At 51.4% G+C, this 25373-nt stretch carries 20 protein-coding genes and 1 tRNA gene; 6 read left to right on the plus strand and 15 right to left on the minus strand.

Going from position 1 to position 25373, the window contains the following annotated elements:
• The first annotated feature begins 13 nt into the window (after window positions 1-13).
• Window positions 14-730 carry an SAM-dependent methyltransferase gene (locus tag FRZ59_RS06480; RefSeq protein ID WP_132130107.1) on the plus strand — a complete coding sequence of 239 codons (717 nt, stop codon included), beginning with the start codon at window positions 14-16 and terminating at the stop codon, window positions 728-730.
• Between the two features lie 16 nt (window positions 731-746).
• Here the strand turns inward: FRZ59_RS06480 and FRZ59_RS06485 are convergent, their stop codons facing one another.
• Entirely contained in the window at window positions 747-1355 is a 609-nt protein-coding gene (locus FRZ59_RS06485) for a DUF234 domain-containing protein (protein ID WP_132130106.1), read from the minus strand.
• A 216-nt stretch (window positions 1356-1571) separates the two neighbouring features.
• Window positions 1572-2744: a GTPase HflX gene (gene hflX / locus FRZ59_RS06490; RefSeq protein WP_132130105.1), complete on the minus strand. Its 1173-nt coding sequence runs from the start codon at window positions 2742-2744 to the stop codon at window positions 1572-1574.
• A 97-nt stretch (window positions 2745-2841) separates the two neighbouring features.
• On the opposite strand from hflX, the gene FRZ59_RS06495 reads away from it, so the two are divergent.
• Entirely contained in the window at window positions 2842-3627 is a 786-nt protein-coding gene (locus FRZ59_RS06495; RefSeq protein WP_207910331.1) for a carboxylesterase family protein, read from the plus strand.
• Between the two features lie 36 nt (window positions 3628-3663).
• Here FRZ59_RS06495 and trpC read toward each other — a convergent pair whose 3' ends face one another.
• From trpC to FRZ59_RS06510, 4 genes are read right to left on the minus strand one after another with little or no spacing between them, the layout of a single operon-like run.
• Entirely contained in the window at window positions 3664-4452 is a 789-nt protein-coding gene (gene trpC / locus FRZ59_RS06500; RefSeq protein WP_132130104.1) for an indole-3-glycerol phosphate synthase TrpC, read from the minus strand.
• Entirely contained in the window at window positions 4449-5027 is a 579-nt protein-coding gene (locus FRZ59_RS06505) for an anthranilate synthase component II (protein WP_132130103.1), read from the minus strand. The genes trpC and FRZ59_RS06505 overlap by 4 nt, the downstream gene beginning before the upstream one ends.
• Before the next feature lie 13 nt (window positions 5028-5040).
• The gene (locus FRZ59_RS19745) at window positions 5041-5343 is read right to left on the minus strand and encodes a chorismate-binding protein (RefSeq protein ID WP_349290829.1); all 303 of its coding nucleotides are present in this window, start codon (window positions 5341-5343) and stop codon (window positions 5041-5043) included.
• Window positions 5344-5348: 5 nt separating this feature from the next.
• On the minus strand, window positions 5349-6455 hold the full coding sequence (locus FRZ59_RS06510) for an anthranilate synthase component I family protein (protein ID WP_349290830.1): 1107 nt from the start codon (window positions 6453-6455) through the stop codon (window positions 5349-5351).
• A gap of 350 nt (window positions 6456-6805) precedes the next feature.
• On the opposite strand from FRZ59_RS06510, the gene FRZ59_RS18935 reads away from it, so the two are divergent.
• Genes FRZ59_RS18935 through FRZ59_RS06520 form a run of 3 tightly spaced genes read left to right on the plus strand, consistent with a single transcriptional unit; the run spans window position 6806 to window position 11125 of the window.
• On the plus strand, window positions 6806-7930 hold the full coding sequence (locus FRZ59_RS18935) for an amidohydrolase family protein (RefSeq protein ID WP_225975224.1): 1125 nt from the start codon (window positions 6806-6808) through the stop codon (window positions 7928-7930).
• Window positions 7819-9837 carry an amidohydrolase gene (locus FRZ59_RS06515; RefSeq protein ID WP_225975272.1) on the plus strand — a complete coding sequence of 673 codons (2019 nt, stop codon included), beginning with the start codon at window positions 7819-7821 and terminating at the stop codon, window positions 9835-9837. Before FRZ59_RS18935 ends, FRZ59_RS06515 begins: the two co-directional genes overlap by 112 nt.
• Window positions 9821-11125: an amidohydrolase family protein gene (locus tag FRZ59_RS06520; protein ID WP_225975225.1), complete on the plus strand. Its 1305-nt coding sequence runs from the start codon at window positions 9821-9823 to the stop codon at window positions 11123-11125. The genes FRZ59_RS06515 and FRZ59_RS06520 overlap by 17 nt, the downstream gene beginning before the upstream one ends.
• Before the next feature lie 191 nt (window positions 11126-11316).
• Here FRZ59_RS06520 and FRZ59_RS06525 read toward each other — a convergent pair.
• A tRNA-Asp gene (locus FRZ59_RS06525) sits at window positions 11317-11427 on the minus strand.
• 123 nt (window positions 11428-11550) lie between these two features.
• Here FRZ59_RS06525 and FRZ59_RS06530 point away from each other — a divergent pair.
• Window positions 11551-12054 carry an Lrp/AsnC ligand binding domain-containing protein gene (locus FRZ59_RS06530; RefSeq protein WP_132130100.1) on the plus strand — a complete coding sequence of 168 codons (504 nt, stop codon included), beginning with the start codon at window positions 11551-11553 and terminating at the stop codon, window positions 12052-12054.
• A 270-nt stretch (window positions 12055-12324) separates the two neighbouring features.
• Here FRZ59_RS06530 and FRZ59_RS06535 read toward each other — a convergent pair whose 3' ends face one another.
• From FRZ59_RS06535 to FRZ59_RS06570, 8 genes are all read right to left on the minus strand, one after another.
• Entirely contained in the window at window positions 12325-12759 is a 435-nt protein-coding gene (locus FRZ59_RS06535) for a hypothetical protein (RefSeq protein ID WP_132130099.1), read from the minus strand.
• A gap of 3 nt (window positions 12760-12762) precedes the next feature.
• Complete coding sequence (locus FRZ59_RS06540) at window positions 12763-13746, minus strand: pyruvate dehydrogenase complex E1 component subunit beta (protein WP_132130098.1); 984 nt, start codon at window positions 13744-13746, stop codon at window positions 12763-12765.
• Window positions 13747-13816: 70 nt separating this feature from the next.
• Window positions 13817-16981, minus strand: a complete 3165-nt coding sequence (locus tag FRZ59_RS06545) for an ATP-dependent DNA helicase (RefSeq protein ID WP_132130097.1) — start codon at window positions 16979-16981, stop codon at window positions 13817-13819.
• Window positions 16982-17212: 231 nt separating this feature from the next.
• Window positions 17213-17482: a hypothetical protein gene (locus FRZ59_RS06550; protein WP_132130096.1), complete on the minus strand. Its 270-nt coding sequence runs from the start codon at window positions 17480-17482 to the stop codon at window positions 17213-17215.
• A gap of 227 nt (window positions 17483-17709) precedes the next feature.
• Window positions 17710-18873: a DUF4998 domain-containing protein gene (locus tag FRZ59_RS06555; protein WP_158640551.1), complete on the minus strand. Its 1164-nt coding sequence runs from the start codon at window positions 18871-18873 to the stop codon at window positions 17710-17712.
• A 23-nt stretch (window positions 18874-18896) separates the two neighbouring features.
• Entirely contained in the window at window positions 18897-20087 is a 1191-nt protein-coding gene (locus FRZ59_RS06560) for a DUF4959 domain-containing protein (RefSeq protein WP_132130094.1), read from the minus strand.
• Between the two features lie 37 nt (window positions 20088-20124).
• On the minus strand, window positions 20125-22026 hold the full coding sequence (locus tag FRZ59_RS06565) for a RagB/SusD family nutrient uptake outer membrane protein (RefSeq protein ID WP_132130093.1): 1902 nt from the start codon (window positions 22024-22026) through the stop codon (window positions 20125-20127).
• A gap of 10 nt (window positions 22027-22036) precedes the next feature.
• Window positions 22037-25198 carry a SusC/RagA family TonB-linked outer membrane protein gene (locus tag FRZ59_RS06570; RefSeq protein WP_132130092.1) on the minus strand — a complete coding sequence of 1054 codons (3162 nt, stop codon included), beginning with the start codon at window positions 25196-25198 and terminating at the stop codon, window positions 22037-22039.
• Window positions 25199-25373: the final 175 nt, after the last annotated feature.

Here is a 25373-nt window from a genome sequence, read left to right on the forward strand (position 1 = left end):
TAAAAATGAACAGATGAAAAAAGGTAAGCTGCTGCTGATTCCGGTTCCGCTTGGTGAAGGAGCGATTGAAAATTCCCTGGTGCCGGGCCTGCAGGCGGCCATTGCGGAAATGGATGAGTTCATCGTGGAAAACGGGAAAACCGCCCGCAGGTTTCTGAAACAAATGGGGATACGCACGCCCATGAACGAACTCCGGCTTCATGTTTATGACAAACATTCAGATAATGCAGCCATTGACGATTACTTAAAGCCTGTGTTGCAGGGGAAGGATGTCGGCTTGCTTTCAGAAGCAGGCTGCCCCGCCGTCGCCGACCCCGGCGCGCTGATCGTCCGGCGGGCCCATGAAAAGAACATCCGGGTGGTTCCTTATGTAGGGCCCAGTTCCATTATCTTAAGTTTAATGGCTTCCGGCTTTAACGGGCAGCAGTTTGCCTTCCAGGGGTACCTGCCTATTCCCCGCCCCGAACGCATACGGAAAATACAGGAACTTGAACGGGCTTCGCGGAAACTCCGGCAAACACAGATCTTTATTGAAACGCCCTTTCGCAATAACCAGCTGCTGGAAGACCTGCTCGGGGCTTGTCATGCAACTGCTTCCCTGAGCATTTCCTGCGATCTGACCACCGATACCGAATTCATCGCCACGCGAAGAATCGCCGAATGGAAAAGTCAGCCCCATCCTGACCTCCACAAGCGCCCGGCCGTATTCCTGCTCTATGCCGGCGACTAACAGGGAGGGCTCAGGGCTACATGTCCTTTATTGAAAAAGCTTTCAGCTCCGTTTTATATTTTGCCAGGTCTTTTGCTACTGCCCTTGCTTTTGCCTCCAGCTGCGCGATACTGATTTTTTTGGAATTACGTTTAACCTCTGCAACAATAGCTGTTTTATCAAGCCTGTTGAGGGCTATCAGATCTATTTCGTTTTCGCCCTTATTATTCCAATAACTGCCCACATCCGTTATGCGTTCGCTTTGGGCTAATTTTTCCCGGAAATACTGCTCTAATAGTAAGCCGCTGTACTGTTCGTAATTTTTCTCAATATATTCCCGCAATAATTCATGCCTGCTCATTTCAATAAGCAGTTGATTGGGAAAGATAAAGCGGAACCAGAATCGCAGATAATTATCGCTGATACTCCATCTCGTGTTGCGGCTTTCGGGCTTTGAAAACATTGGCTTTTTCCTCGTGATAAGAGAATAATCTCTTTCGAGGTTTACAAGGTATGTGCCTGTATTTTTGCCAATAATGGAATCAATCTCGCTTTGCGAAGTCTTACCTGAGGCGATTAGCTGCAATATTGAAAAGTAGGTGCCGTATTCTTTACCGAATTCCGAGCAGTAATGCTGTTTTGCCAATACGTCGCCTTCCCACCATCATGGTGAAACAGGCGGTTTTTTCAGACTGCCTGGTATTCAACTGAAGAATAGCCAATTCCTGCTTTCTATCGTAAAACTTCATTGTTTTTTGTAGGGCATTAACTTAATAGCCATTAATTTAATGCCCATTAATGTAATGGTCATTACAAAACTAATAAAATTTCCGGAATTCGCATATGCAGTCCCGACGATCGCTTATTCTTTTTCGGGCAAGTCAGGATAGAGCAGGCCATCGTGCGGATAGCGGCTCAGGTGAATGGCCTTGGCCTTTTCGTAGATCAGGTCGCGAAGTTCTTCAATATTTTCTCTGCCGGTAGCGGAAATAAAAACGGCGGGAGCGTTTTCTTTGGCCATCCAGGTCCGCTTGAACTCGTCCAGATTAAGGCCGGTTTCCCCGGCATTATACAAGTCAATCTTATTGAATACGGTGATCGTTAATTTATCCCCGGCGCCCAGTTCCTTCAGCGTTTCATTAACGGTCCGGATATGGTCATCGAAATTCGGGTGTGAAATATCCACCACATGGATCAGGATATCCGCTTCCCGCGTTTCTTCCAGCGTGGACTTAAAACTTTCCACCAGGTGATGGGGTAGCTTACGGATAAACCCTACCGTATCCGATAGCAGGAAGGGCAGGTTGTGGAACACTACTTTCCGGACCGTCGTGTCCAGGGTAGCGAACAATTTGTTTTCCGCGAAAATGCTTGATTTGCTCAGCAGGTTCATAAGCGTGGATTTCCCCACGTTGGTATAACCTACCAGGGCCACCCTTACCAGTTCGCCGCGGTTCTTGCGCTGGGTGGCATTTTGCTTTTCGATCTTCGACAGCTTTTCTTTTAATACGCTGATCCTGTTCCGGACTGCCCGGCGGTCGGTTTCAATTTCCTTTTCCCCGGCTCCGCCCCTGGTGCCGGTGCCGCCCCGCTGGCGCTCCAGGTGAGTCCACATGCGGGTAAGGCGGGGGAGAATGTATTCATAACGCGCCAGGTCTACCTGGGTTTTTGCCTGGGAGGTCTGCGCCCTTTTTGCAAAAATATCCAGGATCACCCGGCTCCTGTCCTGGATAGGCACCTGCAGGAAATTTTCCAGATTCCGGGTCTGGGAGGGGCTGAGTTCATCATCAAAGATCACGATGTCGGCTTCGGCCATTTTTACATATTCCTGGATCTCTTCCAGTTTTCCCTTACCGACGAATGTTTTCGTGTCAGGGACAGGCAGGCGCTGGGTAAATGTTTTGACAGTAACGCCGCCTGCAGTTTCAACCAGGAAAGCGAGTTCGTCCAGGTACTCCTGTGCCTGTTCAGGGCTTTGTTCCGGCCGGATCACTCCCACCAGCACTGCCTTTTCCTTTGATCCGCTTTCTTTCATTTACTGCCTGATTTAAGTTTACAAATATACGAGTGTTGCATTATTTTTGTTAATTTCACCAACCGGTTTATAACACGTGCTAATTCCCCTTTGTACAATGAAAAAAGCAATTGCCAGCATTTTGTTTGCCTTCCTCTGCATTTCCGTTGCCATGGCCCAGGACTCCGAAGAATTCATTGCTAAACAATACGTTACCAAAAAAGGGGACACCTTATTGTATCGTATGCTTTATCCTGCCGATTATGGCAGCCAAAAGAAGTACCCGCTGGTAATTTTCCTTCACGGGGCCGGCGAACGCGGGAATGATAATAAAAAACAGCTTACCCACGGTTCAGACCTGTTTCTGAAGGAAGATGTGCTAAGCAATTATCCTGCCATCGTAGTTTTCCCGCAGTGTCCGGAATCTGACTTCTGGTCTTCGGTAAAGATCACCAGGGAGGAGGCGGGCGCCAGCTTTGATTTTGACTACCCCGACGATCCCACCAAATCGCTGGAGCTGGTCATGGACCTCACCACCTACCTGACAAAAATGGAAGCCGTTGATGAGAAACGGATTTATGTGATGGGCTTATCCATGGGAGGTATGGGTACTTTTGAATTACTGGCACGCCAGCCCAAAAAATTTGCCGCCGCTGTTCCCATCTGCGGCGGAGGCAACCCGGAAGATTGTGAGAAATATGCGGAAAGAGTTCCGCTATGGGTTTTTCACGGCGCGCGGGATAATATTGTAAGGCCCGAGTACTCCCGCGAAATGGTGGATGAGTTGAAACGGCTGGAAGCGGATGTCACCTATACCGAATATCCTGAGGCCGGTCATGAAAGCTGGGAAAACGCCTTTGCGGAGCCGGACCTGCTGAAATGGCTTTTCAGTAAAGAAAAATAGGCCGGCCCTGCTTCGCGTTACCGGGCTTGCTTAGCCTTATAATGTATTCACCGCTTTAATAAATTCCTCGCATGCTTTGCCGGGATCGGCTTCCTTCATAAACGTTTCCCCGATAAGGAAACCGCGGAAACCGGCTTCTTTCAGCTGCACAATAACGGCAGGCTGGCTGATAGCGCTTTCTGATATTTTAACGGCGGAAGCCGGAAGCAATTCCCCAAGGCGAAAAGATGTTTGCACATCGGTGCTGAAATCATTGAGGTTCCGGTTATTGATCCCTACAACGTCTACAAAATGATTGATATGTCCGAGTTCCTGCTCATTGTGTACTTCCAGGAGTACTTCCAGCCCCAGCGAGCGGGCAAAGCGGGCAAGTTTTTCTGTTTCATGTACGCTCAGAATGGCAGCGATCAAAAGGATCACATCCGCCCCGATAGCCTTTGCTTCCAACAGCTGGTATTCATCAATGATGAAGTCCTTCCGGAGAATGGGAATTGTTACCGCCGCGCGGGCTTTTTCAAGGTTTTCATTGCTGCCGCCGAAAAAGTCCACGTCCGTCAATACGGAGAGAGCGGAGGCGCCGGCCAGTTCATAAGCGGATGCAGTGGCGATCACATCCGCATGCCCGTTTAAAAGGCCTTTGGATGGCGAGCGGCGCTTAAATTCAGCTATAATGCCCGAGGCGCCCCGGCGCGTCAGCGCTTTTTTGAAGGAAAGGGGGCTGCGTTTGAAATGCGAAGTGCTTTCAAGCCGGCTTACCGGCAGGCTCTTTTTATTTGCTTCTACTTCTTCTTTCTTACGGGAAACGATCTTATCCAGAATGCTCATATGCTCCTATTTAACCAGTTTTCCATGATCCTGTGCCCATGCGCCGTAAGGACCGATTCCGGGTGAAATTGCACGCCGCAGACATCGTACTCCCGGTGTCTTAATGCCATTACCGTGCCATCCGGGTCCTTCGCCGTGATCTTCAGGCAGGAAGGGAAATCCTTATCCGAAACGGCCCAGGAATGATAACGCCCCGATTTGAACTTCTTCGGGACATCCCGGAAAAGAGGCTCGCTTTCGTCCAGCACTTCGGTTTCCACCGAAACCCCGTGAATCACTTTCGGAAGATTTACCAATGTGCCGCCGAAGACCTCCGCAATTGCCTGTTCGCCCAGGCATACGCCAAAGATAGGTTTAACGGACGCATACTCCCTGATAAGATCACATAAAATGCCCGATTCGGAAGGGATTCCCGGGCCGGGGGACAGAATGATGCGATCGTAGTCTTTCACTGCATCCAGGGTGATCTTATCGTTCCGGTGTACCTCCAGCTCATAGCCCCCGATCTCGCGGACCAGGTGTACCAGGTTGTAGGTGAATGAATCGTAATTATCCAGTATAAGTATTTTTTCCATATATCTCCGGGGACTAAATATCTCCCGCCATTTCAATTGCTTTTTTTAAGGCAGCCAGCTTATTGCTCACCTCCTGTAACTCGTTTTCATGTACCGAGTCCGCCACGAAACCAAAGCCTGCCTGGAAATGCAGCACATTTTGCTTGCTCAGGAAAGACCGGATCATGATCGCATGGTTAAAATCTCCGTTGAAACCCATAAAGCCGATGGCTCCTGCGTAGAAACTCCGAGATCCTTTTTCATGCTCGTCAATAAGCTGCATAGCCCGGTACTTGGGGGCTCCGGAGAGTGTCCCCGCGGGAAAAGTCTTAGCCACTATTTTCATGGTGGGACCTCGTCCCGGAGTTTGCCTGACACCGTCGAAACCAGGTGGATCACATGGGAGTAATATTGCACCTCGCGGAATTTCTCCACCTGCACCTTATCGCAGTGTATGCTCAGATCGTTGCGGGCAAGGTCAACCAGCATCACGTGTTCGGCATTCTCCTTGGGGTCTTCCATGAGCTTTTCGGCCAGGATCGCATCGGCCTCGTCGTCTCCGCTGCGCCGGAAGGTTCCCGCGATGGGATAGATGGTGGCTACCCGGTTCTTTACCGTAAGCTGCGCTTCGGGCGATGAGCCGAATAATTTGAAATTGCCATAATCAAAGTAAAAGAGGTAGGGTGAAGGGTTTACCGACCGCAGCGCCCGGTAAACATTGAACTCATCCCCCCGGAATGCCTGGCTAAAGCTCCTGGACGGAACGATCTGGAAAACGTCTCCCCGCCCTATATGGGCTTTTAGCTTGTCCATGATGTCCAGTAATTCGGCATCCGTCATGTTGGATGATTCTTCTCCTTCCGTCCGGAAATGGTATTCAGGGATATTCTTATTCCTGATCAGCAATTCAATCCGCTCAATGCCTCCCGGTTTTTCTTCCGTTCCTTCCGCATGATGCTCAAAAATATGCAGCTCGTTCCTGAAGTGATTGATGGCGATAACATAGCGATATACATGGTACTGCATTTCAGGAATGGCCCGTTCAGGCCGTTTGGGTGTGCTGAGCCGGATATCCTCGAAGTACTGTACCGTATCATAGGTGAAATAGCCGAATAAACCGCCCGTGCTGAAATTGAATTTTTTGTCTGTTTCGTAGCGGAAGGCATTTCCGAAATCGCTGATCTTTTGGGGAATATCAATTTCATCGCATTGATAAGCATGGCTAATGCCATCGGGAAACTGTTCCCGGAACATTCCATCCTCGATCCTGATATGCGCAATAGGGTCGCAGCAGATAAAGGACATGCTGTTCCCGCGTGCGTGGTAGTCCGAACTTTCCAGGAGAATACTATTGGGGAATTCATCCCGGAGCCGCAGGTAAATACTTACGGGCGTAGCCGTATCGGCTAGCAAGGTTTTGTGTGTGGAACGAAGTGAGTATTGAGCCATTGGTCTGTTATTGTTGCTTGAATCGTTTTCTTTAGCCTGAACCAGGAGAAATTTTCCTCCCGAAGCAAAAAAGCCCGTCGCTTATCACGACAGGCTTTTATATAAATATTTCTTTTTTTCTTTTGAAAGGTTAATCCACACAAAAGCCTGCAGCATGTTTTGTTTCATGCCACCGCCAACCTGTATGTATCGTCTGATAAACCACTGGCCCAAAGATGGGAAAGAAAACTTTTAATTCAAAACGCCCGGTAGAAAATTTTCTCGCCGCAAGTAACATGAAAGTTACACTAGAGCGAGCTGCCGGGCGGGCAATATTTCAATAAATTAGGCTTTCCTAAAATTGCCCTGGTATGAAAAAAGCCCTACTTGCCGTCTTCTTTCTCCTTTCTTTCATTAATATGCATCCGCTGTGTGTTTCTGCCCAGGAAACTTTCCCGGAGAACGGGGTGCAGGACAAAAGGCCGGGTTTGTTTGTTTTTACCAATGCTACCATCGTAGTGAGCGCCGGCAACGTCATTAAGAAAGGTACCTTGCTGGTCCGGAAGGGGAAGATCGAAGCAGTCGGGGCCAATGTCCGGATACCGGAAGGAGCGGTGATAAGAAATCTGGAAGGAAAGTTTATTTACCCCTCATTAATTGACCTTTATACTTCTTACGGACTGCCGCCGCGGGAGCAAAGCCGTCGCAACTGGAATGCTCCTCCGCAGTTCCTGTCCGAAAAACGCGGGGCTTATGGCTGGAATGAAGCTATCCGGCCCGAATATGCGGCGAGGGAGCATTTTTCCGTAGATGGAGCGGAAGCCGAAAAACTCCGCAAGCTGGGTTTCGGGGCGGTTCTTTCGCATAATAAGGATGGGATTGCCCGCGGGAGTTCGGTATTTGTGACCCTGGGGCAGGAACGGGATAACAAGGAATTGATAAAAGAGGAAGCGGCCACTCATTATTCTTTCAATAAAGGGAGTTCGGGCAATGATTATCCAACCTCGCTGATGGGAGCCATTGCCCTGCTCAGGCAAACCTGGTACGATGCGGACTGGTACGAGGCTGGTGGAAGTGAAGAAGCGAGCAATCTTTCCCTGGAGGCATTTCAAAAAAACAAGACGTTGCCCTGTTTTTTTGAAGCCGCGGACGTCCTGGATATTCTCCGTGCCGACCATGTGGGAGACGAATTTCAAGTCCAGTTTATCTTTCGGGGAAACGGTGATTCCTACCAGCGGCTTGAACTGGTAAAAGCAAGCAACGGGGCGCTGGTGGTTCCCCTGGATTTTCCCGAAGCTTTTGATCTGGAAGACCCCTACGACGCCAGGCATGTGAGCCTCGCACAAATGAAGCATTGGGAACTGGCCCCTTTAACCCCGCCAGGCTGGAAGCTGCCGGGCTTCGCTTTGCGCTTACTTCCGAAGGAGCGGAAAAGGACTTCTGGAAAAACCTTCGTAAAGCAGTTTCCTGCGGACTTTCCAAAGAACAGGCATTAAGGTCTCTCACGGAGGTGCCGGCCGGGCTGATTGGCATGGAAGCGCAGCTTGGTACACTTGAAGAAGGAAAGCTGGCCAATTTTATCATTACTTCTTCGGAACTTTTTGATGAAGATAATGTGATCTATGAAAACTGGGTGAGAGGAAACCGCTACCAGGTGAATGATCTTGACTTTCCCGATATCAGAGGTGTTTATGAACTGCAGGTGAACGGCGTCCCGGAGATGGAAATGACCGTATCAGGTTCTCCGGTCGATCCCGAAATACAAATAAAGGCGGGAAGCGAGGAAGCCAAAGGCGTCTTCAGCAGGACAGGGGACTTGTTCAGCCTCCTGGTAAACCTGGAAGAGGCCGCCGGCGGGACGCTCCGGCTGAACGGCCTGATCGCCGGCCACAATTCTTCCGGCAATGCGCCTTCCGGCCAGGGCCCCCTGAAACTGGAAGGACAGGCTACCTTGCCAGGCGGGGAAACAGCAGCCTGGTCGGCAATGCGGACAGGTGATGCGGAGGATGCCAAAGCGGAAAAAGAGAAGGATGAGACAGGTCCCCGATCTCCCGGCGCCGTGATTTATCCCTTCCTTGCTTATGGAAGGGAGGAGCCGCCCCGCCAGGAAAAAGTCCTTATCAGGAATGCCACCGTGTGGACCAATGAGGCGGAAGGCATCCTTGAAAATGCCGACGTACTCGTCGCCAATGGGAAAATAGCCGCGGTAGGCCAGGGCCTGAACGCCGGAGGGGCAAAAGTAATAGATGCGGGAGGAAAACATCTGACACCCGGGATCGTGGACGAGCATTCTCATATTGCGGCTACGCGCGGGATAAACGAGGCCGGGCAGGCAGTATCTTCCGAGGTACGCATTGGAGACGTGATCAATTCAGAGGACATCGATATTTACCGGCAGCTGGCCGGGGGCGTGACCACTTCGCACATCCTGCATGGTTCGGCCAATCCCATTGGCGGGCAAACGCAGCTCATTAAGCTACGCTGGGGGATGGGGCCGGAAGCCCTTAAATTCGAAGGCGCCGACGGCTTTATAAAATTCGCCCTGGGCGAAAATGTGAAACAATCCAATTGGGGCGATAACCAGACCACACGTTTCCCCCAAACCCGTATGGGCGTTGAGCAAGTGATGATGGATGCTTCTCAGCGAGCCAGGGAATATGAAAAGGCCAGGGCTGACGGCGGAAATGTCCGGCGTGACCTGGAACTGGATGCCCTGGTGGAGATCCTGAACGATGAACGGTTCATTACCTGCCATTCCTATGTCCAATCAGAAATCGCAATGCTCATGCAGGTAGCTGATTCCATGGATTTCCGGGTAAACACCTTCACTCATATCCTGGAAGGGTATAAAGTGGCCGATAAAATGAAAGCTCATGGGGCGGCAGGATCTACATTCTCCGACTGGTGGGCCTATAAAATGGAAGTAAAAGATGCCATTCCTTACAACGCTGCCATTATGCATAAAATGGGTATTCTTACCGGTATTAATTCAGACGATGCGGAAATGGCCCGCCGGCTGAACCAGGAAGCGGCAAAGGCGGTGAAGTACGGCGGGCTTAGCGAAGAAGAAGCCCTGAAACTGGTTACCCTCAACCCGGCGAAAATGCTGCATATAGATGACCGTGTAGGCAGTATAAAGGCTGGCAAAGACGCCGACCTGGTAATCTGGACGGAAAACCCGCTTTCCATCTATGCCAGGGTAGAGAAGACCTTCGTGGACGGGATCGCTTATTACGATGCGGCGCAGGACTCGCTGATGCGGCAGGAGGTCCGGAAGGAACGGGTGCGCCTTACCCGGGAAATGCTGAATGTAAAGCATAACGGCGGAAAAACACGCAAGCCCGCCCCTGAAAAGAAAGTTTACTACCATTGCGAGGATGTATTTGATGAATTTAAAGACTAATCCCATGCTTCGTTATTGTATCGCGGCGCTGCTGCTGGTTATTTCTTTGCCTGCCCTGGCGCAGCCCACCATTATTCCGGCTCCTTCGCAGGAAAAGCCCGTGCTGATCACGGGCGCTATGATCCATGTGGGAAATGGAAAGGTCATTGAAAACGGCGCTATCCTTTTTGCAGACGGAAAGATTACCGGGATTGGCACTGCCGGTTCCCTGGATGCCCCCGGCGCGACCATCATTGACGCCGCCGGCAAGCATGTATACCCCGGCTTTATCGCCTGCCATAGTATTATGGGCCTTGCCGAGGTAGAAGCAGTGCGCGCCACCCGGGATTTTAACGAAACCGGGTCGCTTAATCCCAACGTACGCGCCATCGTGGCCTATGAAGCGGACTCCTATGTTCCCGCTACGGTACGCTCCAACGGCGTACTCCTGGCCCAGGTCGCACCCCAGGGAGGCGTTATTTCCGGAACCTCGTCCGTGGTAATGCTGGATGCCTGGCATTGGGAAGACGCGGCCTATAAAATGGACGGCGGCTTGTGGATCAGCTGGCCCGGAATGAGTATCAATGCAGCTGCGGAAGACGAAGAGCGGGAAAAGCAGCGTGAACAGGCTGAAAAAAGCCTCTCGGCATTGAAGGAGTTCTTCCGGCAGGCCAAAGCCTACGGGGAACTATCCTCGCCCGCGGTAAAAAACCTTCGGTTCGAAGCCATTAAGGGCATCTTTACCGGGGAGAAGCAATTGTTTATCCGCGCCGGCCGTGCAAAAGACATACTCGCCGCCGTTAACTGGAGCCGTTCACTGAACATTCGCCCTGTGATCTACGGGGGAAATGAGGCGCACCTGGTTGCGGAATTTCTGAAAGAGAACCAGGTACCGGTTATCCTGGGCGATCCGCATTCCCTGCCTGCCCGCGATGATGACGACGTAAACCTGCCATACAAACGCGCCGCCCTGCTGAAGGAAGCAGACGTACAATTCTGCATCAGTACCTGGGGCTACTGGCAGCTGCGGAACCTTCCCTTTATGGCCGGGACGACCGCCGCTTACGGGCTGAGCCCCGAAGAGGCGCTGTCTGCCATTACCCTGGAACCCGCCCGGATCCTGGGCATTGAAGCCAGTACGGGAAGCCTTGAAACCGGAAAGGATGCGACGCTCTTCATTTCCGCCGGTGATGCGCTCGATATGCGGGGCAACCAGGTGGAAGCGGCTTTTATCCGTGGCAGGAAAATAGATCTGGATAACAAGCAAAAACAACTTTACAGAAAATATACGGAGAAGTACGGACAGTAAGCCGGACAGCCAAGGCCGGGTCGCATTTACAAATCGATAAAAAAAAGTAAGTTTATTTAAGAACCATGCAAATCAGCACCGCGTTGTTTTCAAAATTTAGTATATTTCGAGTGTAAAACAAAAACCCCCGTTCGCCGGGTGGCGAACTGCGGGGTTTTTTGTTACCAATCAATAAACCTGTATGAAGTTAGCTGTAGGGGAAGGATTCGAACCTTCAAGGAGCGGTTGGTCCGTTGCCGGATTTTCCCGTGCTCTCCGCCACCGAGACAAGGAGGTGTGTTTGCCAATTCCACCACCCTACATTGTTGTTGTTACTGATGCAAATGTAATACAAAGGGCTATTCCTTGCAAATTTAACAACAAAAAAAATTAATTATTTCATTATTTATAATAAAACCTTCGTAAAATTGCAAAAACGAAAATTTATGATTGAAAAGACGCTCCAGATTTTGCAAATTGACAATATCGATCTCCAGATCCTCTCTATCCTCATGAATGACGCCACTACGCCCTATACAGAGATAGCGAAGGAGTTGGTGGTTTCCAGCGGCACGGTACATGTCAGGATGAAAAAACTACAGGAACTTGGCATTGTCACGGGTTCCAATCTGCTGATCAATCCGCAAAAGATCGGCTATGACGTCTGCGCCTTTATCGGCATTTATCTTCAGAAAGGTTCCGAGTATCATGATGCCGTAAAAAAAATGCAAGACATTCCTGAAGTAGTTGAATTACATTATACAACCGGCGTTTATAGTATGTTCGCCAAGGTAGTCTGCCGCGATACCAATCACCTCCGCGCTGTCCTCAACGAAAAGCTGCAGGCCATCGAAGGTATCCAACGCACCGAAACCATTATTTCCCTGGAAGAAAGCATCAAACGCCAGATCAGCCTCGAAGACTACATAGAAGCCGGAAAAAAGAAATAAGCCCATGTGACCGCACTCCGCATAGACCAACGGCACGCAGGCCGGGTCATCACCCAGATAGATCGATGGCCGCAGGCCGAGCCCCACCTGCATAGATTGGTGGCCGAACCCCACCCGTATAAACTGATGGCCGCAGGCCGAAGGGTTTATACGGTAAAGATCCACCCCCTTTAACCGCGTTATTTTAGTTCCTGACAAAGCAAGAAAATGCGCGCATAGCAAACGCTATGTAAGCATTTTTTTGTGAAGGCAGGGGCTAAAAGAACACCGTTAAAGCCAGTTTTGCCAGGGGATGCGGGATATGATTAACACCAACCCGATAAGGTAAAAAATGGCAATGCTTTTAAACTTCGCAGGGGAAGCCGCGAGTTTTTTATGACGGGAAAAGCCGACGGTGATCAGGATCACGGCAATGATATTGATCAGCGGATGCTCCAGCGCAAGAAGCCTGGTGGAAGCAACGCCCATGGCCGCTGACGGGTCGCCGGCCATCAGGCGCAGGTAGGGGGACAGCACATACAGCACCAGGCCGATCAGGGCCTGGATATGAACGGCGGCAAGGGCAAAAACAGCGATCTTGCGATCTTTTGGTTTAAATTCTTTTCTTCCCGTCAGGCCCAGCAGGGAATTGATAATAGCTACCAGCAGCAGCAGGAAAGCCAGGTAGGCCCAGTAGGAATGGAAGTGCGTTAAACCTGTATACATGTCTTAGGATTTAATGTACATAACTTCTTTCACTGCCTTTACCACCTTTGCTGCGTTCGGCAGGGCGGCTTCGATCAGCGTGGGAGCATAGGGCAGCGGAGTGTCGGCGCAATTTATGCGGAGTACCGGGGCGTCCAGGTAATCGAACGCATCTTTCTGTACCCTGAAAGCGATATCCGTTGAAAAGTTGGCGAGCGGCCAGGCTTCTTCAACGATCACCAGGCGGTTGGTCTTCTTCACGGAGTTCAGGACAGTAGGATAGTCAAGCGGCCTGACCGTGCGCAGGTCAATGACTTCGGCGCTGATATTCTCTTTTTCCAGCTCTTTTGCGGCGGCATGGACAACTTTCATGATCTTGCCAAAACCTACCAGGGTAACATCCGTGCCTTCACGGTCTATATGGGCTTGTCCCAGGTCAATATAATATTCGTCTTCCGGCACTTCGCCCTTATCGCCGTACATCAGTTCTGACTCCATATAGATCACGGGATCGGGATCAATGATCGCGGATTTCAGCAGGCCTTTCGCATCATAAGGATTGGAAGGGACCACTACCTTCAGGCCCGGACAATTGGCATACCAGCTTTCAAAGGACTGCGAGTGCTGGGCTCCGAGCTGGCCGGCATTGCCCGTAGGGCCCCGGAACACAATGGGAGCGGAGAACTGGCCGCCTGACATTTGCAGGATCTTGGCCGCGCCGTTGATCACCTGGTCGATAGCAACGAGTGAAAAGTTGAAAGTCATGAATTCCACGATAGGCCGCAGGCCGTTCATGGCTGCGCCAATACCTATCCCGGCAAAGCCCAATTCAGAAATGGGCGTATCAATCACGCGCCTGGCCCCGAATTCGTCCATCATTCCCTGGCTTACCTTGTAGGCGCCGTTGTATTCGGCTACCTCTTCGCCCATCAGGAAAATCGCATCATCTTTGCGCATTTCTTCGTTCATGGCCTCGCGCAGGGCTTCTCTGAATTGTATGGTTCTCATTATGATAAGCTAAGCTAAAACGCTAATTACGGATTGCAAATATATGCGATATAGTATCAAGTAACAAGTATCATTGTTCTTCATCTTCGATGGCAGGCATTTGCGGCAGGTCCCTGAAATTGGAACGAACAAAATTGCACCATTCGCAGTCCTTCTTCCCGCAGCCGGTATCAAATTCGTAGTTGCGGATCCTTGCGTAGGTGTCTTTTATCTGCCCGGTAACGATTTCGATATCTTCAGGGCGGATAAAGATCTTATGCTTTATATATTCATCGTTCTCAGGTTCCACGAAATCGAATTCCGAACTCAGTGCGGTCCAGTTCCGGGAATGATCATTGTCAATCAGTATCTTGTAAAAGACAGCCTGCCGCCAGTAATCGCCGCCGTTGGGGTTCTTTTCATCCGGGCTCTTCAGCTTCTCTTTGGCATTTTTATAGCGCCCGGTTTTATAGTCAACCACATTCACGGATTTTCCATCGAATTCCAGCTTGTCAATTTTTCCCTTGATGGGAACGCCCCCTATTTCCACATTGCGAACCGTGATCTCCGGGATAATGACACGCGGCCATTCCTCGATATACCGGTCATAGTAGTCGGGAAGGATCTTTTTCCCGTATTCCATGCGACGCGCATATTGCTCGGCCGTAAATGATTCCCGGTTCTTATTCATGTACCAGCCGAAATCTTCCTGCAGCTGTTCCTTCGGCGGAAATTCTCCTTCCTCTTTTACCTTCCGGAAGAAGACTTCCAGAGCCCAGTGGATCGCCGAACCAAAGGTAAGGGACTCCGTTTTCCCCCTGGGTATCTGCAGCAGGTTCTGGAAATAAAACCGGAGCGGGCATTCCAGGTAATTGCTTAAATGGGTCACGCTGAGTGCGTAATTCTGCAGCACGCTGTCAACCAGGTTTTTATCTATCAGGCCGATGGCCGGTTTCTCTTCTTCCGAAAAATTCAGGGCGAAGAAAGGAAGCAATTCCTCTTCCGGCACTTCCCGGTGAAGCGGCTGCAGGCCGGTGCCGGCCATGATCTCCGCAAGGAAAACCGAATGTTCCAGTTCCTTGCCAGCGGCATCGTAACGGCAATAAGACAAATGAAGATGACTGCGGGCGCGGGTAATGGCCACGTAAAATAAGCGCCGAAGTTCTTCTTCATTTCCGGCGTCCCTGGCCGAAGAAAACACGGTGTCCGGAAGTTTGTAGCCACTGGCCCGCTTTTTTTTCTTTTCCCAGGATTGACTGTTGCAGCCCAGGAGAAATACCTGGTCAAACTCCAGGCCCTTTGAGCCGTGGCAGGTAAGGAAGTTAACGCCCTGCTCATTAAAGATCACCTGGCTTACTTCCAGGGGCAGCTCGTGTTCTTCCAGCAGGTCAATCTGCCGCATAAAGCCCGCCAGGTTCATTTCCGGGTGGCGGCGGCTTTCTTCCTTCAGGAAATTGAACAAGGCCGAAAGGATTTGCAGGTAAAGGTTCTTATCCGGCGATCGCAGCACGTAGCCCAGGATGCCGCCGCGAAGCACGATCTTTTCGAAGAGATTCTGCAGCGTGAGATTCTCTGCCGCCTTGATCCAGTACTCGATATCGTTGCTAAGCCGCGCTATTTCGGCCTGCCCCTCCGCCTGGAAGAGGCTTTGCTGCCCGGCCGCCAGTTCGGCAATATGCCGGCGAATTGCTGTTTGTTCTTTCCCGGCGCGGTTCTGCCGGTTCACCGCTACGCAGATCTTCGCCGTCTCCAGGGGGGAGATGCCGTAAAAATCATAATGCATAATATGGAACAGCAATTCGTCCCCGCTGTAAGGAGCCTCCGTTTCCAGGGAAAGGTAACGCAGGATATTGAGCAGCTTCTGCCCGAAGGGCGTTTTCAGCACGTTCAGCTTTTTTCGCGCTGAAACCGGGATGTTTTCCAGGCGGAAATAATGCATCAGCTCCTCCCCGATGCGGTGTTCCTTATAAATAATGGCAATTTCCGCCGGAGGCAGACCCTGGTCCAGCAGCTTTTTAACCTGCCGGGTAATGCCGGCGAATTCGTGCAGCTGTGTCTGGTATTCATGAATTTCAGGAAGTACATCCTTTGCCAGCGAGCTGTTTTTTGCGAGCAGATGTTTGCTCAGGCCTGGCAGCCGGATCCGTTCCGTATTGTGTTCTATGAGAACGCGGGCGGCATCCAGGATAGGCTGGGTGGATCGGTAGTTGTCCAGGAGCATCACGCTGTAAAGATCCCGGGCATACCGGGTATGGTACTGCTCAATATTTTCCACATTGGCTCCCTGGAAACGGAAAATGGACTGGTCGTCATCGCCTACCACGAAAATATTGGGTGTGTCCCAGTAACTCACCAGCAGGCGGATCAGTTCGTTTTGCGCCCCGCTGGTATCCTGGTATTCATCCAGGAGTACGTACTGATATTTCTCCTGGTAATTCAGCAGGAAATTAGGATCCGTTTTAAAAGCTTCCAGGATCCAGGAGATCATATCGTCGAAATCGTAACGCCCCATTTCGCGCATAAGCCGCTGGTAATTGGGAAACTCGCAGGCCGCCGCTTTTAGCCGCTCCATGCGTTCCACCTCGTCGTCAAAGGCCGGTTTCAGGTCGCCGGGCTGTACCGCTCCCGGCCCGGCAGCTTTGGGAGGCTTTTTATACTTGAATTTTTTAAAGTACGGACTGTCCGGCTCTGCATCCCGGATCGCCTGAAGATACTCACCGGCCTTTTGGCAGACAAAATCCGGCTGCCAGTTTTCCCTTTTCATGATCGAAAAAAGATCCTTCAGGCCGCTGATCTCATAATAAGCGTCCCCGCGAAAACGCTTCAGCACGTGATTTGCCGGGAAGGAATCAATGAGCTTCCTGAACAGCGCGATCTGTTCCAGGTCGGAAATGGCATCCAGGCTTAATTTTCCGAAGTAATCCAGGTTCTCCTGGATAATATCATTACAAAAAGCATGAAAAGTATAAATATTCACCCGCCAGGCATCCGGCCCGATAAACTGGAAGAGCCGCCTGCGCATAGCCACCGCCCCCGCGTCCGTATAAGTCAGGCAAAGAATATTATGCGGGTCCGTATCCGTATTGCTAAGGATCCGCCCGATACGGGCCGCCAGTATCTGCGTTTTCCCGGTACCCGGCCCGGCTATGACCAGTACCGGCCCTTCAATTTGCTCCACCGCCCGCAGCTGCGCCTCATTCAGGGTTTCCAGCGCTTTACGGAAAGCTATATTGTATTTATCCGCGTTTTCCATCATACTCTCTCTTCCTTCCGGTAAAATTTTCTCTTCCGATTTTCAGCCTTGCACAGGACGTTTTACAAACCCGCGCAGTGCTTTTTACAAACCCGCGCAGTACTTTGCACAAGCTCGCGCTGTACTTTGTACAACCCTTGCAACTCTTTTCAGCCTTGCACGACTTGCAGGGAATGCTTTACAAATCCGCACGGTACTTTGTACAAACCCTTGCAGTTCGTTTTTTGTTCGGACCTAAATGTCCGGAGGCTTAACTGCTTTTTTGCTTTGTTGCAGCACTTTATTCCGCGCAATATTTCTAATGAACTTTCGCATCGGAGATGCACGAAGATAGGAAATAGTTGAATTTCCCGTCACTTGGTACTTTGTCTTCCATGCCCTGAGGTAATCCTCTTCAAGATTAAAATCCAGGTTGTGCATTTTGGAAAAGCCGGTGTCCCGGACGCAGGAGGAATTTGCGATCAGGGCGAATAACAGCATACATTTGAGGATAGATCTGGTCATTGGCATGTAAATCTTGAATGAAAAAAGGGTTTTTGCCACGGCGGCAAAAACCCTGAATTAAGAAAGTCCCATACATCTCTTAGACACGCAAATACGCGCCAGCAGTCAGGTATGGGGCCGACCCTGGTGCAACAATCCGCCGGCTACCCCTAAAAAAGCCGGCGGAGATTAGACAAGTTAATCATTTACCGCGAATTGTTCCCTATTTATCCGGCGAGCCTGTGACATTACCGGGAAAAGGCGCCGATTTCGCCAAGGACCACGTTCACGTTTCCTCCGGCGGACTCCAGGCAATCCACCCGGAAATACCGGGTATCCTGTAGTGCAGGGAAGTCAAAATACTGAACGCCGGCTTGATTAATGACCGTATAGCGTCCCATGATCGTCCAGTTCTCTCCGTCATCGCTTATGGAAATGTCAACAAGCGAAGGAATATCTGAACGGGCCGCGGGAATGCCCAGCCACACGCCGGCCGTCTCGGTTTTCACTTCTCCCATGTCCACGGCTATCCAGTGCGGGTATTCCGTTTGGGGAGATATCTGGTTCACCCAGATGCTGCCGGTGGTGTTTACACCGTCCAGCGTCGCGCCGGGAAGGCGATCAGTACGGCCGTTGCGGCCATCGTAACTGGAAGCGGTAGCTACCCAGCCCGTCCGGTCAAAGGGAGTTGGCGGGCCATATACTTTAATATCCTTGGCTTCCGTGTAAAAGGTATCAATGGACATGGGGTGGGGAAGATAAACCGATCGCAACCGGAACCTGCCTTCGGCCGAGTGGTCATAGTCGGTGATCCAGGTGGTATCATCTCCCGTTTGTTCCGTAGGGAGAACCAATATGCGCGGATTGCCAAGCGTATCGGTATATGCCAGTTCAGCGGCAATGGCGGTAGGGTCTACGGGGCCCCAGATGATCTCCAGGGTATCGGTTTCTTCCGCATACAGCGCAGACATGGTCAGGCGCGGGAGCAGGGAGTTTTTATACTTGTCGCCGAAAGATTCTCCGGTTCCCACGGTGGGCACGGAAGAATGCCCTTCATTATCATACGTGTAGATCTCAAAGGAATAGATCCTTTCTTCCAGGTTTTCGATCATCACATTCATTGTATCGACACCCGCTGTTTTTTGGACGGGGATTTCCAGCGAATCCCGGCGGTTATTCCAGTAAATTTTTGCTTTGGTGACCGTTGGGTCGGAGAGGGCCAGCCAGCTTAACTGGATACGGTTGTATCCGGGGTGTATGCGGAGGGAATCGGCGCCCTGCACATAAATGATCTCTCCGCCTTCCAGGAAGTCGTCGTACGTATCGTCCATTTCGCTGCAGGCGGTGAGGCCCCAGGCGGCCAGGGCCAGCCCGAGGCACCGGAAGGCAGTTTTATAAGGATGGAATTTCATGATTTCTTGCATTTTGATTGATCTTATTCAGGGTTGCCGTAAAAGGTCAGTTCCCCGATATATATATAGGTCAGGCCTCCCCAGGTCTCAATAGCGCGGTACCGTAAATACCGGACGGGCGGAGTACCCAGCGGGAAGTCAAATCCTTCCCCGTCCACCACGGCGAACTGGAAGTTTTCGTTGACATCATTGGATATTTGTTTGGATTCAAAGGTGGCCAGTTTGGTCCATCCCTCCCAGCTGCCGTCCGAAGCGGGCGCTTCCAGGCTGCCGTAAACCTCAAACTTCTTTACGTCGCCTGCCTTATAGGCGCCGTCGCCTGCACCGGCGCCGTTACCTCTCCGGTGATGGAATACCATACGGCTTAATGACACCGTTTCTCCCAGATCAAACGTGAAGCTTACCGGGATACCGTTGGCCGGTTTGGTGTGGAAGGCATCTCCACTGTTCCAGTTGCCGTCAAATACGTCGCTGATCCCGTCACCGCAGCAATGCTGCACGGTATTGTCGCCCGGGAGATTGATCATGGTGAATGAGGTCCCGTTGAGCTTTTCCTCCGGCCAGGGCGTGAGTTCGGTAAACAGGGTGTCGGAGCGGTTGTCCCAGCGGTCCCGGACAAATATCCCGAACCTCCGCGGTTCTGCGGCAAAGCCGCGCGTAGCAAATTGGCCGGCTATTGCTTTGGTATATATCCGGTCGACGGTCCGCATGTCCCCGATGGAATCGGCGGCCAGTATTGTGAGTACCACGTTGGCTTCGGCCTCGTTCACAAAGTCTACCTTGATCCCCGCGAACGTAGGTTCTATAACCAGTGTTTTGAATACCTCTTCCACCGGCGGGGTCAGGGGGTTCACCTGGATGGTAAGCGCTTCGGACGCTATTTCTCCGCGCGAAACAGTATAAAGCTGTACATCGTACTCTTCCGTATCCGGGAAGCCTTCGATAATAAGGCTCCTGTTATAGTAGGAAGATTTTACTTCCTGCTCCACACCCTCGCGGATCTCATACACCGCCTTTATATACAATATATTCTCGCTGGAGGGCAGCGTATAGCTGATCCTTGCGCCGCCGGGCAGGTTTTCTACCTCCACGTTGCTGACCTTCGCGGGCTGCTGGTCGTTTTTATTGACCGGCTGCATACCTTCCTGCTCCTTGCAGGCGCTAAAGGCCAGCAGGATAGCAAAAAGACCTGGCAAAATTCTATGCGTATTCATAATTTATTGATACTTGCGTCCTGATACTTGATATGTGTTACCAACCCGGATTCTGCGATAATTTGGTGTTGGTGAGCAATACGTTTTCATTCAATGGCCAGAAGTAGTCCCTGGTGGAAAAAGTCTGGTTAAAGATCAGCTTCTCCCGGTAATACCCTTCCGGCGTAGGCTGCTGCAGGTCCCATCCGGTAATTGGCTTGTTCAGTTCCTGCAGGGCTTCTTTCCAGCGCCGCAGGTCCCACAAGCGGTGCCCTTCGAAGGAAAGCTCTATCAGGCGTTCACGGTGAATGATATCCCGGAGCCCTTCTTTAGTCGCGTATTTATTGGGATTGGTGCTGTGCTGCGCCCAGGAATTGACTACGCCGTCCAGCCCGGCCCGCGCCCGCACCCGGTCAATATAGTCGTATACTTCTCCTCCGGGGCCTTGCACTTCATTCAGCGCTTCTGCGTACAGCAGGTACAGATCAGCCAGGCGGATCACCGGCCAGGGATAGTCTTCCCGGGTATAGGTCGTTTCCCCGATGACGTTATTGATGTTCACCAGCTTTTTAGGCCAGTAACCGGTAGTAGAATAGGATGCCAGGTTAATGGCGGCTGCCGGTTGCCCTTGTTTGCTGGATACGAAAAACATATCGCCTTTATCGTCGAATTTGCCCTGGCCGTACCAGATGCCGCCGTCAAAGCCAAGGCTGGCGTAAAAGCGGTATTCCCGGTTGAAGTGCAGGTTAGCCGTTGTATAACCTTCTTTCAGGTTGAACCTGTCGTCCCCGGTAGCCATTTGCAGTCCGAAGCGGTTATTATAATCGTAGTCCTTATCTTCATCAATAGGCACCCCGTTGCTGCTGTAATACATATGGGCGATCTTCAATGGGGGAGCGATCAGCCCGGAGGTAGCCCCGTTGTCCGCCCGTGCAGGGTCAAGGCCCCGCGGGGTGGCCCGGGCCTGCATGGTGCTGGACATGCTGTTGGTATTAGCCCAGATGATCTCGGAATTCCATTTTTCAGTGACGCTTCCGCGGATATTCAGCTTGATCAGCGTCGTATCGCTCAAATCGAAAGGCGTGAACTGAGGGTTATAATAATACAGTTCATGCCCCTGTCCTTCAGCGAACTCAATGGCTTCCCGGCAGGCTGCCAGGGCGCGGTTCCATTTTTCAGGATCGGGTGTAGTATTGAACATGGGTGTGCCGTCAGGGCCGTTGAAGCCTACATAATCGCTATTGCCGTTGAACAGCGGGCTGGCAGCGGTCATCAGCACCTTGGCCTTTACCGAGAGAGCGATGGTCTTGGTAGTCCGGCCCAGCTCTTCTATCTCGAAATCAATACGATCCGGCAGGTTCACAATGGCCTCGTCCAGTAAGGACACCACGTAGTCAAAGCATTCGTCAACCGTTGACCGGGGGATCTGCACCTCATCCCGCTCCGCATAGATAGGGAGGTTCTCTTTTACCAGCACGATGGGGCCGTACATCCGTAATAGCCAGTAATGATAATATGCCTTCAGGAATAATACTTCGGCCACCCAGCGTTCTCTTTCCCAGATAGGAAGGTCAGGTACGCTTTCGATGTTTTCCAGGAATACATTGCACTGGCGAATTCCTTCATAAAGGTCCTGTCCGCCCTGGCTGCCCTGCCAGAAATTCACGTAAGGATCCACGATCCGCTGATTGCCCCGGGCGATCAGCCAGGCAGGCGAGGTGTTAGTGGGAGGGAGCCAAAGTTCATCACCTGCCAGGAAGGCGGCGTTCTCGTTAATGCCCGAATGCGCCGGCATATAAGAATAACAGGTGAAGAGGAAGCGCTGGGCCGTGCTGCGAAGGCGAAACGCATAATCAATCGTAGCCACGTTGTCCGGCACGATATCCATGTAATTATTGCAGGCGCTGAAAGTACTCAGCAGCACCAGAGCGAGCGATATCTTTTTTATAAACTTTTTCATTGCTTGCTGTTTAAAAATTTGCCAGGAGACCAATGTTGACCACTCGCTGGTTGGGATAGCCCAGGCCATTATCGCCCATTTCCACATCCCAAAGCTTGAAGCTGCTCCAGGTGAACAAGTTGGTGCCGCTGAGATAGATCCGCAGGTTTTGCATGAATAATTTGTCGGCTGTTTGCTGGGGCAGGTTATAGCCAATTTCTACTTGCTTTAGGCGAAGGAAAGAACCGTCGCGCATAAACCAGGTACTCCTTTGTGCGTTGTTGTCGGTTCCAATTGCTGTCGTGCTTAATCGCGGCCACAGCGCGTACAGATCGCGGTCCGTTTCCGACCAGTAATCGTCTGCATAAGCCTTCAGCAGTTGATTTTGCGGAACCCCGATGAGTGACTCGTTTCTATAATAGTATTGGATGAAAGGGGTGGTAGCGATCGCATCCATCCAGAAGGAGGAACGCGCGTTACCCTGGAAGAAAGCTGAGAAGTCGAATGCCTTGTACCCCACTGAAAAACCAAAGCCATACGTGATCTCCGGTGTTTCGGGGTAACCCAGGGGCACCTGGTCCAGCGTACTGATCTGCCCGTCGCCGTTTACGTCCCGGTACTTAATGTCGCCGCCCATGTATTCTCCGAAATTCTGAAAGGGGGATTTGGCCACTTCTGCATTGTCCACAAATAGTCGTTCTGCGATGTATCCCCAGCTCTGGGTAATGGGATGGCCAATGCGGCTTTTCCACCATTCCTTGTCGTAGTCGTATTCTTCAAAAGCCACGTATTCGCTGGTGGCATAGGTCATATTGCCCATGACCTGGATCCAGAAATCCTTATTGATGGAATGGTTATAATCCATCTGCAAGTCAATCCCCTGCGCTTTCGCCTCGCCTATATTGGTCTGCGGCTGTGCCGAGAGCCCCATTTCGGCCGGTGTGGCGGTGCGGCCCATCAGGATGTTCTTGCGGTGATCTTTATAGGCATCAATGATGATATTCGCCTTGTCAAAGAGCCCTATTTCCAGGCCCAGGTTCAGCTTGGTGGCCGTTTCCCAGGTAATCCCAGGGTCGGCATAACGGGAAATGGAAATGCCGGGCAGGAAAAATTCATTGTCCCTTCCAAAACGGGAGCCTCTGTTGGGGTCGGTCATGTTCACGTTGGAAAGGTACAGGAAGCGATCCCTTGGTTCGCCAATAGCATCATTACCCGATAAGCCATAAGTGGCCCGCAGCCTGAAGTTGCTGACCGTTTCCTGCAACGGCTCCCAGAATTTCTCATTGGAAATGGTCCAGGCCACGCCGGCCGATGGGAAGAAACCGTAGCGATGCGAGCGGTGGAAACGTTCCGATCCATTATACCCGAAATTAAGTTCGGCGTAGTACCGCTCGTCGTAAGAGTAAGTGGCCCGTCCGGCCAGGCCTACGTTGCGGAAGGGCAGCGATTCCTGCAGGTCGGAGGAATTGGCCGATAGCCGGTTCCTGATCATGAATACGAACAAGCCGTTGATAGAGTGTTTCTCGTTGATCTCCTTGGAATAATTAGCCGCTGACTCCATGTAAAAACTGGATTCAAGCTGCCGGGGGCTCAGGCCGTAGCTCAGGTATTCCGAACCCGAATCTTCATTCATGATGTCCAGCCGGAACGTATTCGCGTACCTGTCATAGGAAGTGGCGTTATACCAAAACGGGTCATAGGCCCGTACCACATCAAAATAGCTGGACCGGTTAGTATTCACCAGCGTCCGCACGCTAAGGCCGGGTGTGACAAAGGAAAGATCCTGTTTCAGTTCCAGCTGCGCGGACATTTTGGACCGGGAATATTCCTTATATCCCCGCACCAGGTCCGCGTAAGGGTTCAGCAGGGGAGTGGTGGGCCCCAGCTCCGTGCTGTTCCCGAACAGGATATGCTGCACATACTGATGTTCTTCATCCGCGGGAAAATACGCGGGGAAAGCCACCGGGCTGGTGCGCATTATTTTCCGATAAATGTCGGAACCGCCGCTGATAGGGCCGTTATAATCATCAAACAAGCCGGAGAGCCGTACCACCATCTCGGTTGATTTGGTAAGGTTCACATTTACGTTGGAACGCAGGCTGTAGGTTTTCAGGTTAATATTATTGTTGAAGTTATTGCGTTTGTCCACCTCCAGGATCCCGTTGTCCTGGTTAAAGGAACCGGCCACGAAATACCGGGCCACCTTGCCGCCGCCGCTCACGTTCATATTGATCCGCTGGTTCATGGTATAATCCTTGAGCAGGGCATCCCGCCAGTCGGTCACCGGGTACATATAAGGATTGGCGCCTTCTATCGTATTGTCAATCTTTTCGTCGGAAAAAGGCAGCTCGCCCAGCGGATCACGGGTAAGCACCGCCTCGTTGCGCAGGCGCATATAAGTAATAGGGTCGGCCAGTTCAATCTCGCGCGTGGGCTGGGACAGGGAGTTTTCAAAGCGGAAAGAGATCTTGGCCTTTCCTTCCGTTCCTTCCTTGGTGGTGACCAGCATCACTCCGTTGGCGGCACGGCTCCCGTAAAGAGAGGTAGCTGTCGCGTCCTTCATAATGGAGAAGCTGGCAATATCGTCGGGGTTCAGCCGGGCCAGGTCATTGGTGGTCATTTCAATGCCATCGATCAGGATCAGCGGGTCTTTTTTATAACCGAAGGTAGTAACCCCCCGGATAAAGAACTCGGCATTGTCCATGCCCGGCTCGCCGCTTCGCTGGAAGGCAATCACACCCGCCACGCGGCCGGCCAGGGCCGTGGTAAGGTTGCTGGATGGTACCTTCAGGTCTCCGGGCCTTACAGAGGTGACCGCCCCCACCATGTCTTTTCTTTTCTGCGTGCCGAAGGCCACGACCACCACGTCTTCCAGCATGTCGGAAGAAGGGGCAAGCGTCACGTTGATCTGGTCTTGTCCGTTCAGGGGAATTTCCTGCGTTTCAAAACCGATCAGGGTGTACACCAGCGTAGCGTTGGCCGGCGCGTCAAGAATATAGTTACCAACAAGGTCGGTACTCGTCCCCATGTTGGTGGAGTTCTTGACCGATACCGAGACGCCCGGCAAGCCAACGCCGGTGGTATCAACCACTGTTCCAGTAACTTGTCTCATTTCCTGGGCGGATGCAGACATGCATACCCAACTACAAAGAAATCCCAGCAGTACATGGGTAATGTACTTGTTCCATTTCATAAAACTTGGTTTAGATTAAGAGAATTGCAGAACGTAAATAAATTCCTCTATACTGATTCGGTTTAAATTTTGAGAATTCTTTTCATCATCGTTCCTGATCTAAAGATAGGTAAAAAGGCAGGGCAAACCCCTTGTTTACCAGCTAATAGGAGGCCGCCTGCGCCCAAAAAGGCAG

It is taken from the genome of Anseongella ginsenosidimutans, from assembly GCF_008033235.1.
In the GTDB taxonomy this organism is placed as follows: domain Bacteria; phylum Bacteroidota; class Bacteroidia; order Sphingobacteriales; family Sphingobacteriaceae; genus Anseongella; species Anseongella ginsenosidimutans.

What these genes read in the sequence shown, in the direction of transcription:
- FRZ59_RS06480 (WP_132130107.1), top strand. Translation starts at nt 14, where the DNA reads ATGAAAAAAGGTAAGCTGCTGCTGATTCCGGTTCCGCTTGGTGAAGGA.
- hflX (WP_132130105.1), bottom strand. Translation starts at nt 2,744, where the DNA reads ATGAAAGAAAGCGGATCAAAGGAAAAGGCAGTGCTGGTGGGAGTGATC.
- FRZ59_RS06495 (WP_207910331.1), top strand. Translation starts at nt 2,842, where the DNA reads ATGAAAAAAGCAATTGCCAGCATTTTGTTTGCCTTCCTCTGCATTTCC.
- trpC (WP_132130104.1), bottom strand. Translation starts at nt 4,452, where the DNA reads ATGAGCATTCTGGATAAGATCGTTTCCCGTAAGAAAGAAGAAGTAGAA.
- FRZ59_RS06505 (WP_132130103.1), bottom strand. Translation starts at nt 5,027, where the DNA reads ATGGAAAAAATACTTATACTGGATAATTACGATTCATTCACCTACAAC.
- FRZ59_RS06510 (WP_349290830.1), bottom strand. Translation starts at nt 6,455, where the DNA reads ATGGCTCAATACTCACTTCGTTCCACACACAAAACCTTGCTAGCCGAT.
- FRZ59_RS18935 (WP_225975224.1), top strand. Translation starts at nt 6,806, where the DNA reads ATGAAAAAAGCCCTACTTGCCGTCTTCTTTCTCCTTTCTTTCATTAAT.
- FRZ59_RS06520 (WP_225975225.1), top strand. Translation starts at nt 9,821, where the DNA reads ATGAATTTAAAGACTAATCCCATGCTTCGTTATTGTATCGCGGCGCTG.
- FRZ59_RS06530 (WP_132130100.1), top strand. Translation starts at nt 11,551, where the DNA reads ATGATTGAAAAGACGCTCCAGATTTTGCAAATTGACAATATCGATCTC.
- FRZ59_RS06535 (WP_132130099.1), bottom strand. Translation starts at nt 12,759, where the DNA reads ATGTATACAGGTTTAACGCACTTCCATTCCTACTGGGCCTACCTGGCT.
- FRZ59_RS06540 (WP_132130098.1), bottom strand. Translation starts at nt 13,746, where the DNA reads ATGAGAACCATACAATTCAGAGAAGCCCTGCGCGAGGCCATGAACGAA.
- FRZ59_RS06545 (WP_132130097.1), bottom strand. Translation starts at nt 16,981, where the DNA reads ATGATGGAAAACGCGGATAAATACAATATAGCTTTCCGTAAAGCGCTG.
- FRZ59_RS06550 (WP_132130096.1), bottom strand. Translation starts at nt 17,482, where the DNA reads ATGACCAGATCTATCCTCAAATGTATGCTGTTATTCGCCCTGATCGCA.
- FRZ59_RS06555 (WP_158640551.1), bottom strand. Translation starts at nt 18,873, where the DNA reads ATGAAATTCCATCCTTATAAAACTGCCTTCCGGTGCCTCGGGCTGGCC.
- FRZ59_RS06560 (WP_132130094.1), bottom strand. Translation starts at nt 20,087, where the DNA reads ATGAATACGCATAGAATTTTGCCAGGTCTTTTTGCTATCCTGCTGGCC.
- FRZ59_RS06565 (WP_132130093.1), bottom strand. Translation starts at nt 22,026, where the DNA reads ATGAAAAAGTTTATAAAAAAGATATCGCTCGCTCTGGTGCTGCTGAGT.
- FRZ59_RS06570 (WP_132130092.1), bottom strand. Translation starts at nt 25,198, where the DNA reads ATGAAATGGAACAAGTACATTACCCATGTACTGCTGGGATTTCTTTGT.